The organism is Rufibacter radiotolerans (assembly GCF_001078055.1).
GTDB lineage: Bacteria > Bacteroidota > Bacteroidia > Cytophagales > Hymenobacteraceae > Nibribacter > Nibribacter radiotolerans.
This window is the reverse complement of record NZ_CP010777.1, coordinates 3,921,171-3,935,282: the sequence shown is the minus strand read 5'-3', so window position 1 is coordinate 3,935,282 and position 14,112 is coordinate 3,921,171. Positions and strand designations below refer to the sequence as shown.

Sequence of the window (14,112 nt, the reverse complement as noted above, 5' to 3'; positions counted from 1 at the left end):
AAACAGAATTTTTGATTTGCTTACGTCTCTGGTTTTAAGAACCCGCTTTCTCCTCAGTTGACACTTTCTCCAGTACCTCCTGGAAAAGTTCTGAAGGCTGGGCCCCAGAAACCGCGTATTTACTGTTGAACACGAAGAACGGCACGCCTTGTACGCCTATTTGCTGGGCCTCCTGCATGTCTTGCCGCACTTCCTGGGCATAGGCCTCAGACTGTAGCGCCTCCCGTATACCGGCACCGTCCAAGCCTACTTCTTCGCCCAGTTGGACCAGCGTTTCCAGGTCTCCCACGTCTTTGCCTTGGGTGTAGTAGGCCGCAAACAGTCTTTCTTTCATGGCATCTTGAAGCCCCTGCTTTTTGGCGTGGTGCAAGAGCCGGTGAGCCAGGAAGGTGTTGTTGATGACGGCGTTATCTAAGTCATAGGCCAGGCCCACTTCTTTGGCGATGCCGGTCATGTAATCGTTCATTTTCTTGCCCTCGGCGGCGGTGGTGCCTTTGCGCTTGCCCAGGTATTCATGCAAGGTTTGCCCGGGTACCGGTTTCAGGTCTGGGTCCAGTTGGAAGCTTCGCCAGATGACCTCTACCTCTTCTTTGCCCTGGAAATTCTCCAGCGCTTTCTCAAACCTGCGTTTGCCAATGTAACAAAAGGGACAAACCACATCTGACCATATCTCTACTTTCATGTTATTCGCTTCTTAAGGGTAAAACAAGGTTTGGTAGCCCTCTCTGCTTCTGGTGTAAAGAAAAAGGCTGGGCTACCATTATACTAAGTTAGGGCCTTTAGGTTGGTGTACCCAGGACTTGCCCGCTGTCAATGGCTGAAAGCAACAGCCGGGCCATGGTTTCTGGTTGTTTTGTGTTGATTGTCATTTGTTTACGGAAGTCAGTTGGACGGAGTAGGTATCATAGGGGTAACCAAGTGCATTTTAAGGCCAGGCTTTTTTAGCGGGAAGAACTGCGTTTAGGCAAGGTGAGCACCACCACTTTTCAAATGATGCTTGCCTCGCTTATGGATGCTAAAACAATCAGGGCTTCTATCCGTTTTCAGCGGTAGTTGCCGCAAGCCCATCCTTCGTTTTTTCTAGCTTTGCAGGATGGCTTTAATGGTCTTCGACCTAAGGCCGGGCTTCCTTCTTATGACAAACACACCTATGAAATACCTTTTTACCTTTCTGTTCCTGCTTACTTTTCTGCCCGCCTTCGCGCAGGTCACCGTGACTGGTCGGGTATTGGATGCCCGCTCGCAGCAGCCGTTGGCCGGGGCCGTGGTAACGGATATCCGAACCGGGAACCGGGTGCTTGCTGATGCAGAAGGGGCTTTCCAACTTTTGCTGGCCTCCCGCTTTGACTCTCTGCTGGTGCAGCGCACCACCTCGCACCGGGCGCAAAGGCTGGTCGCGCCGCCGGGCAAAAGCGAGCTGGTGGTAATGCTGGAGCCGCTGGCCGTAGCCTTGCAGGAAGTGGTGGTGCGAGGCTATGAAACCAACCGGCCGCTCCAGAAAACCGCCGGGGCCATTGGGCTGTTGACCACCCGCGACCTGGAACGGTTTCCGCAGACCACGCTGGTGCCGGCGCTCAATACCTTGCCGGGCGTGCGCATGGAAGAAAGGGCCACGGCCAGCTACCGCATTTCCATTAGGGGAAGTAGCCTGCGGGCGCCTTACGGCGTGCGCAACGTGAAAGTGTACCTCAATGAAATACCGTTGGTAGAAGCCAACGGAACCATTCCTTTGAACATGCTGGATGCCGCCACCATTGGCCATGTGGAAGTATTGAAAGGTCCGGCGGGCAGCGTGTACGGGGCCGGGACCGGGGGCACCATTCTGCTGGAAACGGTAAAGCCCCAGGAGAGCAGCGTGATGGCCGGTGGCCTGGTAGGTTCTTATGGCTTGCGCCGCGGGTTTGCCGCCGCCAGCGTGGCCTCAGAGAAATCTAACCTGCTGTTGCGCTATGACCGCCAGACCCTGGATGGCTACCGCGAGCAAAGCGCCATGGACCGAGAGACGCTCCTGCTCTCGGGCCAGTTTTACCCCACCCAGAAGCAAACTCTGTCTTTTCATGCGCTGTACTCAGACCTGTTCTATGAATTGCCCGGCGCACTGACCCAGGCCCAGTTTGACGCCAACCCACGGGCGGCCCGTCAACTAAACAAAGACCAGAATGCGTCGCTTAACGTGGAAGGCCTGAACCTAGGTTTGGTGTATACCTACCAGTTCAACGACCGCTGGAGCAATACCACCTCATTGTTTGGCGTGTTCAGTTTCCTCAACCACCCCTTCGTGACGGATTATGAACGCAACCTGAACCAGAGTTTTGGAGGCCGCTCCCGCACTACCTACCGCACGCAAATAGCCAACCTGCCCGCCCGGTTTTCCCTGGGTGCCGAGGCCCAGCACAGGTTTGTGAATGCCCGGCAGTACGTGAACGCCAAAGGCACGCCCGGCAAGCTGAATTATGACGATGAGGTGGCCGTGAACGAAGGATTTGTCTTCGGGCAGGCCGAACTTGATTTACCTTTGGAATTTCTGTTAACCTTAGGAGCCAGCCTGAACACGCTGAAGTATGACATTACCCGGGTTTCGGACGCCGCCACAAGACCTGACGCCTATCGGCAGCGCCGGAGTTTTGACACGCAGTTCTCGCCACGCGTAGGGTTAGTAAAAGTGATTTTGCCGGCCTTGTCGGCGCATGCCAGCGTGAGTGCCGGTTTCTCTCCGCCCACGGAGGCAGAGGTGCGCCCCTCTGACGGTAGCCTGAACACCGCCCTGCAGCCCGAGCGCGGGCTGAACTATGAAGCCGGGGTACGGGGCAGTCTGCTCAACCAACGTCTAACCTTTGATGTGGTAGGGTTCCATTTTAAGCTGAAGGAAACCATTGTGAGCCGCACCACTTCCTCAGGGGTGGTGGTATTCGCCAATGCCGGCGCCACGCGGCAGCAGGGGGTAGAGGTGGCGCTGGGGTATGACGTGGTAAAAGCTCCTGAGGCCGCCCTGCCATTAGTGAAGGTGTGGGGCACCTATACCTATAACCGCTTCCGGTTCCTGGACTACCGCCAAAACGAGAATGACTTCTCGGGTAACCGCCTCACCGGTACCGCCTCGCACGTGGCCGTGGCAGGTCTTGACGTAGAAAGCAAACTAGGCCTTTACCTCAACGCCACCGCCAATTACACCGCTGAGATTCCCCTGAACGACGCCAATACCGTGTACGCCCCTGACTATTTCATTCTGGGTGCCCGGGCCGGCTTCAGGCGCACGTTCCACCAGACCTGGCACCTGGACCTGTACGGTGGGCTGGACAATGCCACGGATAAAGACTACAGCCTGGGTAATGATTTGAACGGCTTCGGCGGGCGGTATTTCCAGGCGGCCCCGGGCCGAAATTTCTACGGCGGCCTGCAGCTAAGGAAAAGCTTCTAAGGAAGTTTCTGGTATTTCTGTTTTAAGCCTGTTTTTGAGAAAACAGGCCTAAAACAGAAATCCTATTCCTGACCAAAGATGGGGAGTATGCTTTATGTGACTTTAGATGCCAGACTTTTCCTTGGGAACTTGGCTTGGCGGCACACGGGTAAAAGTTTCCCGTTTCCGGAAGCCGCCCTGGCGTAAGAACTTGCGCAGCTCTTTTTGCGATGGGTTGGCCAGGTAAATTTTCTCTTCTTTCCGCAGCGTAAGTATCTCCTGCATCTTGACCAAATCCACAGAATCATTCAGGTATAAAAGCTGGATTTTCTTTCTGCCCACAGGTTTCAGGCACAAGACTTTCCAACGGTTTGGGGCCAGTTGCTGGTTCATGAAATAGGCTCCTTTCCACTTGCGCAACCGGTGCGCGGCATTCTGCACAAAGAGCGTGTCTGTGAGGGTGACCAGCAGAAAAAGGGAATCGGGCGTGCTGCGCAGAACGGGTAACCCTTCCGGCGAGTCAGAAGAGTAGAACGTGTCATTTTTCACCTGATAAGGAATGGAATCTTTATCCATTTCCTGAATGGAGGTAGGGACCTCAAACCGTACCTTTTGGATAACAGCCGTGGCGGTGACCAGAAGGATGGTGCTGTCTTTCGGGTCTTGGTACTCACCTTGCAGGGCTGCGGGGAATTCTTGCAACTCCGGGGCGTTAAGGGGCTGCGGGTTTTCAAACTGGAGAGCAGGCTCTGAGGAACAGGCTGTGAAACCTAGCCACAGGAAAATAGCGGTACAGAAGGAAAGGAATCTGTTCATGGCGTTGTCCCTTTTCTTATTGATTCCGCCAGGGCGAAGAGGTAACCCGCTCATAACCAGTATTAACATTCAGGAAAAACAGGGCATGAAAAAAGGCGTTTCCGGGGTGTTTTCCCGAAAACGCCTTTAAAACGTATTCTCTGCCGGGGTTAGCCGGCTAGTGTGTTAAGCACTAAAGGATCTTGCCCTGTACTTTGGCTTTGCGGTCTTTCTTGGGCTCCTCTTTCTTCACCTCTGGGGCTGCTGCCGGGGCGTCGGCCTTGGCCATGATCACGCTACCTTCAGCGTCCATTTCTACCACCTCATAGCCTAGTTTCTCCAGGCCTGGTTTGATAGCGGCTTTGTCACCTACCAGCATGATGCTCATGTTGTCAACGGGCAGGTACTTTTTGGCCAGGGTGTTGATTTCCTCTTTGGTGATGTTCTGCAGGATCTCGTTCTGCTTAGCCACGTAGTCTGGCGTCAGGTTATAGCGCAGGATGTTGTTCAGGAACGCAGCCTTCTGGAAAGAGGTCTCATAGCGGCGGGCATCTGACTGGCCAATAGCCTTCTTCATGAATGCCAGTTCCTCATCGGTGATTCCTTCTTCTCTGAAACGCTTGATCTCCTTCATGAACTCCACTACAGAGGCATCTGAAGCATTGGAACGAACCCCTGCTGAAGCGGTGAACGGACCAGCTTCCTCGGTTCCGGAGAAGCCGGAGCGGGCGCCGTAGGTGTAGCCTTTGTCTTCGCGCAGGTTCAGGTTAATGCGGCTGTTGAAAGCCCCACCCAACACGTAGTTCATCAAACCGGCTTTGTAGTATTCTCCGGTGGCGTCATACGGCAAGGCCATGTACCCGATTCTGATCTCAGACTGGGCGGCTTTCTCTTTGTCTACAATAAAGATCTTGGTCTTGTCTATACCGGCTGTCTTGAAGTCTGAAGGCATGGTCACCGGCTTAGGCGCCCACTTGTTCAGGAAAGCCAGCTTAGGCATGATCTGCTTTTGCTCCACATCACCTACAATCACCAGGTTGGTCACGCTTGGCGAGAAGTAGTTCGCGTAGAATTTCTTCACGTCATCCAGGGTGATGTTCTCTACGGTTTGCACGGTGCCGGTTACCGGAATCGCGCGGATGTTGCCTTCGCCGTAGAGCATTTTGTTGTACACGTTGTCAGCTACCGTAGTGGCCTGAGTGCTCTGGCTCTTGATGGCTTCCAGTCTTTGTTTCTTCAACCGGTCAAAATCAGCGGCATCAAATTTAGGACGGAACATGCGCTCCTCCAGCAGGGCCAGGGTGGCGTCCAGGTTTTTCACCTGTGACTGCACAGACACGGTCATGCTTTCAGAACCACTGCCAAACCCAATGGAAGAGCCCAATTTCTCCAGCTCGGTGCTGATTTGCTCAGCCGTCATTTTCTGGGAAGACTCGTTCAGCATAGAGGCTGTCAAAGAAGCCACACCTGCTTTGGAAGGGTCATTGGCCTCCAGCTTGTGGCCGCCTTGCAGGGTGAACAGTAACGTTACGGTTGGTACCTCGTCACTCTTAGCACCTATCACCTTAATGCCGTTGGCCAGGCTTTCTTTCCAGAACGGCGGAACCGTGATAGAAGGAACAGCACCAGCACCTGGGCGCTTGCTGCGGTCAAAGGTGTCCTGGGCTTTTACGTATTTCAGGCCGGAGTACTGGTCTGCCGGGGCTTTGTAACCTGCTGGGTTCACCTTGAAGTTATCGGCCTTGGCCACTAACTCGCCTTTTCCTTTAGGCACTACGCTCAGGATAACCGCTTTCTTGCCTTTAATGTACTGGTTGTACACGCGCTGCACATCGGCTTTGGTCACGGCCATTACCGCCTGTCTTTCCTTTACCAGGAAGTTAGGGTTGCCGGTCATGAACTGGTTGGCGGCCAGGGTAGAGGTCTTGCCAGACACGCTGGACATTCTGTTGATCACACCAGACTCATAAGAAGCCTTGAAGCGGGCAATATCCTCATCGGTGACGCCTTTTTTCTCAAACTCGGCAATGGCGTCACGCAGTTGTTCCTCAGCGTCAGCCAGGTTCTGGGTAGGAAGCACGCGGGCAGATAGCGTAAATTCGCCAGCCAGCTCAGAGGTAGAATGGTACGCGCCGGCCTGGTTGGCCTTCTGCGTTTTTACCATGTTCTGGTAGATGATAGAGGTTCTGCCACCGCCAATGATGTTAGAAAGCACATCTAAGGCCGGCTCATCTGGGTGATTGGCAGGTACGGTAGGCATGGTAATCTGCACCATCGGGAACCGCACGTTGTCCTCGTAAGAGAGGTAACGGTCCTGGGCCAGAACGGGCGCCGCCAGTTTCATGTTCTTCACCTCTGGTCCTTTAGGAATAGCCCCAAAGTATTTCTCAGCCAATTTCACCACCTGGGCCGGGGTCACGTCACCACCCACGGTAAGGGTAGCGTTGTTGGGGCCGTACCAGCGCAGGAAGAAGTTCTTGAGGTCGTTTACGTTTACGCGGTTCAGGTCTTCAATGTACCCAATGGTGGTCCAGGAATACGGGTGGCCGTAAGGGTAAAGGGCGGCAGAGGTTTTCTCATAAGTGAGGCCGTAAGGGCGGTTGTCATAATTCTGACCACGCTCGTTTTTCACGGTCTCGCGCTGCACCTCAAATTTCTTCTGGGTTACGGCGTCCAGCAGGAAGCCCATGCGGTCAGCCTCAAGCCATATGGCCGTCTCTAACTGATTGCTGGGAACCGTTTCATAGTAGTTGGTGCGATCACGGTTGGTAGATCCGTTCAGGGTTCCGCCGGCCTCAGAAACAATCTTGAAGTGTTCCTCATCGGCCACGTTGTCTGAGCCCTGGAACATCATGTGCTCAAAGAAGTGCGCGAAGCCAGACTTGCCTACCTCTTCGCGGGCCGAGCCTACGTGGTAGGTCACGTCTACGTGCACAATTGGGTCTGAATGGTCTTCATGTACCACCACGGTAAGCCCGTTAGGCAACTGGTATTTCTCGTACGGGATCACCAGATCGCCGGGCTTGCGGGTCACGGTCTCCAGTTTGCGGGTGCCTTTCTGGGAGGCGGCAGCGGTAGTAGTGGCCTTTTTGGCCGGAACGGCCTTTTTCTGCGTCTGCGCCTGTGCCTGGGTAAGCATAGCGGCGGCCAGCAAAATGGCCAGAGTAGTCTTTTTTGACATGCTTAAAAGTGTTTGTGTTGTTTGAAAGCCGAATTGTAAGGACTTAACCTAGGAATTGCTTGCACAATTCTTAGCTATAAAAGGTTCCTCTACCTAAGTGAAATAAAGGCAAGCGCCAGCAACTGCCGGTTAGCCAGGGGGCGCTGCATGAGTCGTGGGGAAAGGTGAAAACTTACAGCCTTTCCCGTTTTTAATCTGTTTTTCAAAAAACGGCCCTAAAACAGAACCCCGCCTGGAAAGCAGGGTTCTGTTAGCCTGGCGGGCACAGTGCAAGCTTCTTCTATAGTTTCACCCGCGTGAACTCCAGTTCAGAGAAATGGAAGTCTGGGTTGTTGGCGTCCAGGCGCAGTTCCTGAATGGTGCCGTCTGGTCCGGGCAGAAAGCGGGCTTTGGTGGGGGTGAGCAGCGCGAAGTTGTTTTTCCAGGCCAGGTCAAAGATGTCTGGTTGCCAAAGGCTAAGTTCTCCGCCCAGCGCCGGCGCCGCGGCCAGGCTCAGCACCAGTTTACCGTTCTGTACCGCCACCGTGGCGTTGCCGTAAAGTGGACTGGTATAGGTGCCGGCGTAGGCGCTCAGGTCGCGGGTAAGTTTGGCTTTGGGCAGTTTTACTTTGGGCTTTTTGGCTTCGGCGGTTTTCTGGGCTTCGCGGTTTTTAGCGGCCAGGTCCAGGCTGTACTGGCTCCAGTCACGGCCATTGGCAATGCCCAGGAACTGGTCCACGGTGTAATTGGCGAGCGGGGCCGTGATGCTGCTCATGCTGTTGGTCAGGATCACAATGCCCAGCTTTTCTTCGGGTACCAGCAGCGTGCGGCTGTTCATACCCTCATGGCCCCCGCTGTGTGACACTATCTTGCGCCCCTGGTAGTCGTTGAGCATCCATCCCAGGCCCGCCCCGCTGAAGTGGGTGGTAGGGTTGCTGACTTCGGCCTGCCGCGAGACCGGGGTAGCGTTGTGCATGGTCCACATGGTGTGGCTCACGGCCTCAGAGAACAGGCGCTGGCCTTTGTAGGTACCCCGGTTCAATTGCAGTTTCAGCCACTGGGCATCTTGGGTTACGCTGGTGAAAATACCGGCGGCCGGGTTCCAGTTGTCCCAGGCGGTAAGCACGGTGGGTACCGGTGTGTCGCCTTCTTTGGCAGGGTTGCCGTGCGGTGCAGCTACATTGTCTAGCCCCTTCAATTGATTCACCGAAATATAAGAACGGGTCATGCCCAGCGGTTTGAAGAAACGCTCCTGGATAAACTGCTCCCAGGTCTTGCCCGACACGGCTTCTATCACCTCGCCGGCGGCGATGAACATGAGGTTGGAGTACCCGTAGCCGCCCCTGAATGGGTAGGTGGGTTGCAGGTAGCGGGCGCGCTGCAGAATCTCTTTGCGGCTGTAGGTGGTGTTGTACCAGAGCAGATCCCCGGAGAAAGTCTGCAGGCCCACGCGGTGGCTCAGGAGGTCACGTATGTTCAGGTTCTGCGTCATGTATGGGTCATAGAGCTGCAGATAGGGAAGGTATTTGACCACCTTGTCGTCCCAGCTCAGCTTGCCTTCGTCTACCAGCATGCCCAGCGCCGCGGCTGTGTAGGCCTTGGAGTTGGAGGCAATCCCGAAGAGGGTGTTGGCGTCTACGGTTCCTCCTTTTTCCTGGTCGCGCACGCCGTAGCCTTTGGCAAATACCACCGAGTCGTTCTTGACAATGGCGATGGCCATGCCCGGCACGTTCCAGTCTTTAAGGGCCTTCTGGTAATAAGCGTCCAGTTTCTGTAAATCTGCCTGGGCAAAGGCGGGCAATGAGAGGCTCCAGAGAAAGAGAGCCAGCAAAGAAAGCCGGATTGACCGGCGGGAAGAGGTCAGGGACATGGATGAGAAGTTCGTTTCACCCACTAAGGTAGGCAAAAGAGTAATTGGGTAAAAGCGGTCAGGCTCCGGTGCCGGACAGGTTTTAAGAATAATAGCTACCTTTGTCAGGGCTTTACAAGCAGGTACCATCACCTGCCCCAGGCCCCGGCGCCGTTTTTGGGCTATTTTCCTGAAAACAGTGTTAAAACGAAAAAACCATGGGGCGAATTTTGTCCATAGATTACGGGGTAAAGCGAGTGGGGCTGGCGGTGACAGACCCCCTACAACTCATTGCCTCGGCGCTGGACACGGTGCACGCCCAAGATGTGCTGGCGTTCTTGGCCAATTATTTCCAGAAGGAAGAGGTAGACGAGGTGGTCATTGGCATGCCCAAACATTTGGACAGCTCAGACACCAATAACACCCAGCACGTGGTGGGCTTCGTGAGGAAACTTCAAAAGCTGTTTCCGGGTTTAAAGGTGACCACTCATGATGAACGCTTTACCTCGCGCATGGCCTTCCAGACCATGATAGACATGGGCTTGGGCAAGAAAGCGCGGGCCAACAAGGCCACCGTGGACAAGATAAGCGCCACCATTATTTTACAGAGTTATTTAGAGAGCAAGCAATACCTATGATTTACCCTATTGTTGCCTACGGCGATCCGGTGCTGCGCACCAAGGCCCAGGATATAGCCAAAGATTACCCCGAGCTGGACAAACTCATTGCCGATATGTTTGAGACCATGTACTTCGCCCATGGCGTAGGCCTGGCCGCCCCCCAGATTGGCAAAAGCATCCGGCTGTTTGTGATTGACTCCAAGCCGTTCATGGACGAGGGCGAAGAAGAAAAAGGTGTAAAACGGGCGTTCATCAACCCCGTGATAGTAGAGGAAAGCGGCGACGAGTGGGCCTTTGACGAAGGCTGCCTGAGCATACCCGGCGTACGCGAGGAAGTGTGGCGCCAGGAAAACATCAAGATCCGGTACTATGACGAGACCTGGACCCTGCGCGAAGATGACTTTGATGACGTGACCGCCCGCGTGATCCAGCACGAGTATGACCACATTGAAGGCATCCTCTTCACCGACCACCTCTCGGCCCTCAAAAAACGCCTGCTCAAAGGCCGCCTCACCAAAATTTCCAAAGGTGAGGTAGACGCCGATTACCGCATGAAATTCGCCGGTTTAGGCAAACGGTAAGCCTGCAAATACGTTAGACAGAGTACCTACTGTTATATAATATAAAAGAACCCTTCTGGAACTGATGCTTCCGGGAGGGTTCTTTGTTTTTGGGGTGTTTTGAGGAAAAGAGGCTTGATACAGGAACACCAGTGAGGTTCTAAATAAACTAACTGGCGCGAGTCTTCAGACTCGTGACGAAGGATGAAGTGAGTCTGAAGACTCACGGGCAACCACTGGCAAAGGGCAATTGACTAGCAGACGTGGGGTCGCTGCTACGCAGCGAGGGTAGTCTCCAGACTACCCATTATCCCAAGTCACGAGTCTGAAGACTCGCGCCAGTAGGGCAGAAGCTTTATATCTTCTTCCAGGTTTGTTTATCAAACTCTCTGCTAATGCTTCTAATCTTTAAGTAATCGTACCACAAATGAAAAATAGACTTTAGGCCTCTATAATTGAACCTGGAAATGTTGATATAGATATTGGTGTCGTGGAAAATAACGATGACCCGCATTCCGAATTTCCAGAAAGTTGGTGGCTTGTGAATTCTAAGAATGCTGGTGTGGTCAGGGTTGATATGCACACGAAATCTACCTTCTAAAATACTTCTCATCAATTCCCGGTTCCTTTCTTGGTCAAGGCCTTTTATTCGGGTTAGGTAATTGTCAAATAAGAGAGAATGTAGAGAGGTAAGCCCTAAGAAAATAAAAGGTGAAAAGACAATTAAAAAGGCAACATTGTCTTCTATTTTGTTTTGAACCAGGAGAGATACCGGGAAAAGTATTCCGGTTAATATTAAAACTGTAGTAAGAAGAAGGAATATAAAAGAATGGAATAAGTATGAGTATCCTCGATGAATAACTTTTAATCTTCTGCTTTTGATTGATTGTTGTACATCTATTTTAATTCTCATGAAAAGGGGAAGATGATTTAAAGGAATGCAATTTTACATTAAAGGGTTCCGATGTTCTAAATATAGGCCGGAATAATGGTTATAGTCTTTTCTTGAGAGAAGAAAAGACTATCTCCTGATGGCTCTAATCGTATAACGCTCCATGCGAAGAACCCTGCTCCTCTTCTCTCTGCTCTTAGCGGCTACTACTACCGCTTTCTCCTGGGGCTTCTACGCGCACCAGCGCATCAACCGGCAGGCGGTATTCACGTTGCCCCCGGAGATGATAGGCTTCTACAAACAGCACCTGCCCTACATCACAGAGCAGGCCGTGGCCCCGGATAAGCGGCGCTACGCAGTACCTGAGGAAGGGGCGAGGCACTTTATAGATTTAGATGTGTACGGCGACAGTGCGCTGCAGAAACTGCCCCGGCGCTGGGAAGAGGCGCTTAAAATAATACCCTTAGACACCTTGCAGCGGCATGGCATCGTGCCCTGGCACATCAACTTCATGCAATACCAACTCACCGAGGCCTTCAAGCAACATGACCTGCAACGCATTCTCAGAGTCTCCGCGGAGCTGGGGCATTACCTGGCAGATGCCTGCGTGCCTTTGCATACCACCCGCAACTACAATGGCCAGTTCACCAACCAGCGCGGCATCCATGGCCTCTGGGAAAGCAGGTTGCCGGAACTCTGGAGCCAAGACTATGATTTCTTTCTAGGGCAGGCCCAGTATCTCAAGAATCCTGGCAACACCGCCTGGGAAATTGTGGCCCGCTCGCATGCCGCCCTGGACAGCGTTTTCTCTGTGGAGCGCCAACTCACCCAGACCCTGCCCCAGGATAAAAAATACAGCATCGAAGAGCGCGGAGCCACTACCGTTAAAGTGTATTCCCGTGATTTCAGCCGAGGGTACCACCAGGGGCTGCACGGGCAGGTGGAACGGCAGATGCGGCTGGCGGTGCACATGGTGGCCAGTTACTGGTACACTGCCTGGGTGAACGCCGGCCAACCCGACCTCAAGAACCTGGCCCCGCTCACGGCCGCCCAGCGCGAGCAGTTGGAAATGGAAAAGACCCGCTATGAAACCGGTGAGCATGACGAGCGGGAACACTAAAGGTGTTTTAGAGCCGTTTTATGGAAATCAGGTAAAAAACGTATCTTAGGGTAAGGATGCCGCGCAGGGAAAGGATATGTAAACTTGGAAGGGTCTTAGCATGAGAAGTAGCCTGAAGGTTGATATTGGTTTGATTGGGTTCGGGATAGCCTTGCTGGCCTGGCAGCGGTTCTGGTTAGAGCCGGCCAGGGAAAGAGCGGCGGCCTATTCCTCCATTCCTACCCAATCCATGCAAGCTGCAAGTACGACTAACGCAACTCTGCAGCACTCCGCACCGCAGTGGGAAATCACCTACCCAGAGAACTCTCCTTACCAGAACCTGACTCCGCCGCCCGGCGTCACGCCTAATCCATTTCTGGCAGTGCCCCGCCTGGTGCGGGAGACCGGCCCCGTGCGTGACTACTCGGGCAAAGACACAGACATGCGGCTGCTCCTGGCTAAGTATGAGAAGGAAGACTATTACTTCGTGATACAGCAGCAGGCGGCCAATGAGATGCTGCGCCGTGAACTGTTCCCGCACTATTACCAGGACCCCACGCAGCCAGACATGCTGGAAGCCATTGGCTTTTACACGCAGCAACTGGTAGAAGCCGGCTCCGCCGATGCCAAGCTGGTGTACATGGGCTTGCAGGCCTTGAAAGGACATTGGCCTAAGAAACAGATTGCCCACCTGGCGAAGGCCACGGCCCAACAGGTGCAGACCGTAACCGCATCGGTCTCCAACGATACAACCACCGTGGCGGGCTATTACCGGCAGATCTATGCCCGCGAACTCACCAAGCTGAGCAACAGGCTTCAAGAAAACCAGAACGTGGATAACACGGTGGATAAGAGGGTGTATAAACCCGTGGATAAAGATTCTAACCTACTTTCTTCCACTAACTGAGTTAAAGTATTACTTTAGGCGCAACAGATATAATTTTTTGTTCCTCCCGCGTTGCTTTAGCAAGCGTATTACAATCTTTAAATGGTATTTTCATTTCCCCGAGGGGCCGCTTTTCTAGGCGCTTTTATGATGGTTCTGGGCCTATCTTCCTGTGAGAAGATGCTTAGAGACATGGCCACAAAAGAGAAAACCAACTCAGATTCTACATCTGTGGCGGCGTCTGAACCAGACTCGGTACAGGCAGCCGCGGCCAAACCCAAAGAGCCGGAATATGAGATCACTTATCCCAAAGGGTCTAAGTACCAAAACCTGACACCCCCGGCCGGGGTGACGCCCAATCCGTTTGAAGAGATAGCCCGTATATCGGCTGACTATGCAGAAAGCAGCAACTGGGCCGATAAACACGCTGACATCAAAGGTGTGCTTTTGCAGAACGCACAGAAAGACTACCTGTTTGTTTTGCAACAGCAGGCGGCCAATGAGATGCTGCGGCATGAGCTGTTCCCGCATTATTACCAGGACATGAGCAACACCTCGGTGCTGAAAAATATAGGGTATTACACCGAGCAACTGGTAGAGGCCAAGTCTGAAGATTCTGAACTGATCTACAAATGCCTGCGCGCCTTAAAAGGGTATTGGGACGATGACCGCATTGCCCAGGTAGCCCGCGTAACCGCCACACGGGTGCAGGCGCGGCCTATTCTGTCTGCGGCAGATACCACCACCCGCAACGGCAGCTACCGGCAGATTTATGCCCGCGAGCTTAAGAAAATGGCGCAGCGCCTATCCGGCAAAGGCTGAAGCACTTAAGCAACTATTATTAATAAAAATTT

Annotated in this window: 10 protein-coding genes; 6 read left to right on the top strand and 4 right to left on the bottom strand. The window is 53.4% G+C overall.

The features are described from left to right. Positions 1-34: 34 nt before the first annotated feature. Positions 35-682, bottom strand: coding sequence for a DsbA family oxidoreductase (locus TH63_RS15945; protein WP_048921821.1), 648 nt, complete (start codon positions 680-682; stop codon positions 35-37). Positions 683-1,150: 468 nt separating this feature from the next. Here TH63_RS15945 and TH63_RS15940 point away from each other — a divergent pair, with 468 nt between their 5' ends. Continuing rightward, positions 1,151-3,418: a TonB-dependent receptor gene (locus TH63_RS15940; RefSeq protein ID WP_048921820.1), complete on the top strand. Its 2,268-nt coding sequence runs from the start codon at positions 1,151-1,153 to the stop codon at positions 3,416-3,418. A 102-nt stretch (positions 3,419-3,520) separates the two neighbouring features. Here the strand turns inward: TH63_RS15940 and TH63_RS15935 are convergent, their stop codons facing one another. The 3 genes from TH63_RS15935 to TH63_RS15925 all read right to left on the bottom strand — a co-directional run bounded on the left by TH63_RS15935 (position 3,521) and on the right by TH63_RS15925 (position 9,222). Next, positions 3,521-4,213, bottom strand: coding sequence for a class I SAM-dependent methyltransferase (locus TH63_RS15935; RefSeq protein ID WP_156180654.1), 693 nt, complete (start codon positions 4,211-4,213; stop codon positions 3,521-3,523). A gap of 172 nt (positions 4,214-4,385) precedes the next feature. After that, positions 4,386-7,373: a M16 family metallopeptidase gene (locus tag TH63_RS15930; RefSeq protein WP_082161759.1), complete on the bottom strand. Its 2,988-nt coding sequence runs from the start codon at positions 7,371-7,373 to the stop codon at positions 4,386-4,388. 280 nt (positions 7,374-7,653) lie between these two features. Further along, positions 7,654-9,222: a serine hydrolase gene (locus TH63_RS15925; protein WP_048921818.1), complete on the bottom strand. Its 1,569-nt coding sequence runs from the start codon at positions 9,220-9,222 to the stop codon at positions 7,654-7,656. A gap of 197 nt (positions 9,223-9,419) precedes the next feature. On the opposite strand from TH63_RS15925, the gene ruvX reads away from it, so the two are divergent. The 5 genes from ruvX to TH63_RS15895 all read left to right on the top strand — a co-directional run bounded on the left by ruvX (position 9,420) and on the right by TH63_RS15895 (position 14,080). Then, positions 9,420-9,839, top strand: coding sequence for a Holliday junction resolvase RuvX (gene ruvX / locus TH63_RS15920; RefSeq protein ID WP_048921817.1), 420 nt, complete (start codon positions 9,420-9,422; stop codon positions 9,837-9,839). Then, complete coding sequence (gene def, locus TH63_RS15915) at positions 9,836-10,402, top strand: peptide deformylase (protein ID WP_048921816.1); 567 nt, start codon at positions 9,836-9,838, stop codon at positions 10,400-10,402. Before ruvX ends, def begins: the two co-directional genes overlap by 4 nt. 1,034 nt (positions 10,403-11,436) lie before the next feature. Then, positions 11,437-12,393, top strand: coding sequence for a zinc dependent phospholipase C family protein (locus tag TH63_RS15905; protein ID WP_048921814.1), 957 nt, complete (start codon positions 11,437-11,439; stop codon positions 12,391-12,393). 100 nt (positions 12,394-12,493) lie between these two features. Next, positions 12,494-13,279, top strand: a complete 786-nt coding sequence (locus TH63_RS15900) for a hypothetical protein (RefSeq protein ID WP_048921813.1) — start codon at positions 12,494-12,496, stop codon at positions 13,277-13,279. Between the two features lie 171 nt (positions 13,280-13,450). After that, positions 13,451-14,080 carry a hypothetical protein gene (locus tag TH63_RS15895; protein ID WP_156180652.1) on the top strand — a complete coding sequence of 210 codons (630 nt, stop codon included), beginning with the start codon at positions 13,451-13,453 and terminating at the stop codon, positions 14,078-14,080. Positions 14,081-14,112: the final 32 nt, after the last annotated feature.

What these genes read in the sequence shown, in the direction of transcription:
- TH63_RS15900 (WP_048921813.1), top strand. Translation starts at nt 12,494, where the DNA reads ATGAGAAGTAGCCTGAAGGTTGATATTGGTTTGATTGGGTTCGGGATA.
- def (WP_048921816.1), top strand. Translation starts at nt 9,836, where the DNA reads ATGATTTACCCTATTGTTGCCTACGGCGATCCGGTGCTGCGCACCAAG.
- TH63_RS15895 (WP_156180652.1), top strand. Translation starts at nt 13,451, where the DNA reads ATGGCCACAAAAGAGAAAACCAACTCAGATTCTACATCTGTGGCGGCG.
- TH63_RS15945 (WP_048921821.1), bottom strand. Translation starts at nt 682, where the DNA reads ATGAAAGTAGAGATATGGTCAGATGTGGTTTGTCCCTTTTGTTACATT.
- TH63_RS15940 (WP_048921820.1), top strand. Translation starts at nt 1,151, where the DNA reads ATGAAATACCTTTTTACCTTTCTGTTCCTGCTTACTTTTCTGCCCGCC.
- ruvX (WP_048921817.1), top strand. Translation starts at nt 9,420, where the DNA reads ATGGGGCGAATTTTGTCCATAGATTACGGGGTAAAGCGAGTGGGGCTG.
- TH63_RS15905 (WP_048921814.1), top strand. Translation starts at nt 11,437, where the DNA reads ATGCGAAGAACCCTGCTCCTCTTCTCTCTGCTCTTAGCGGCTACTACT.
- TH63_RS15935 (WP_156180654.1), bottom strand. Translation starts at nt 4,213, where the DNA reads ATGAACAGATTCCTTTCCTTCTGTACCGCTATTTTCCTGTGGCTAGGT.
- TH63_RS15930 (WP_082161759.1), bottom strand. Translation starts at nt 7,373, where the DNA reads ATGTCAAAAAAGACTACTCTGGCCATTTTGCTGGCCGCCGCTATGCTT.
- TH63_RS15925 (WP_048921818.1), bottom strand. Translation starts at nt 9,222, where the DNA reads ATGTCCCTGACCTCTTCCCGCCGGTCAATCCGGCTTTCTTTGCTGGCT.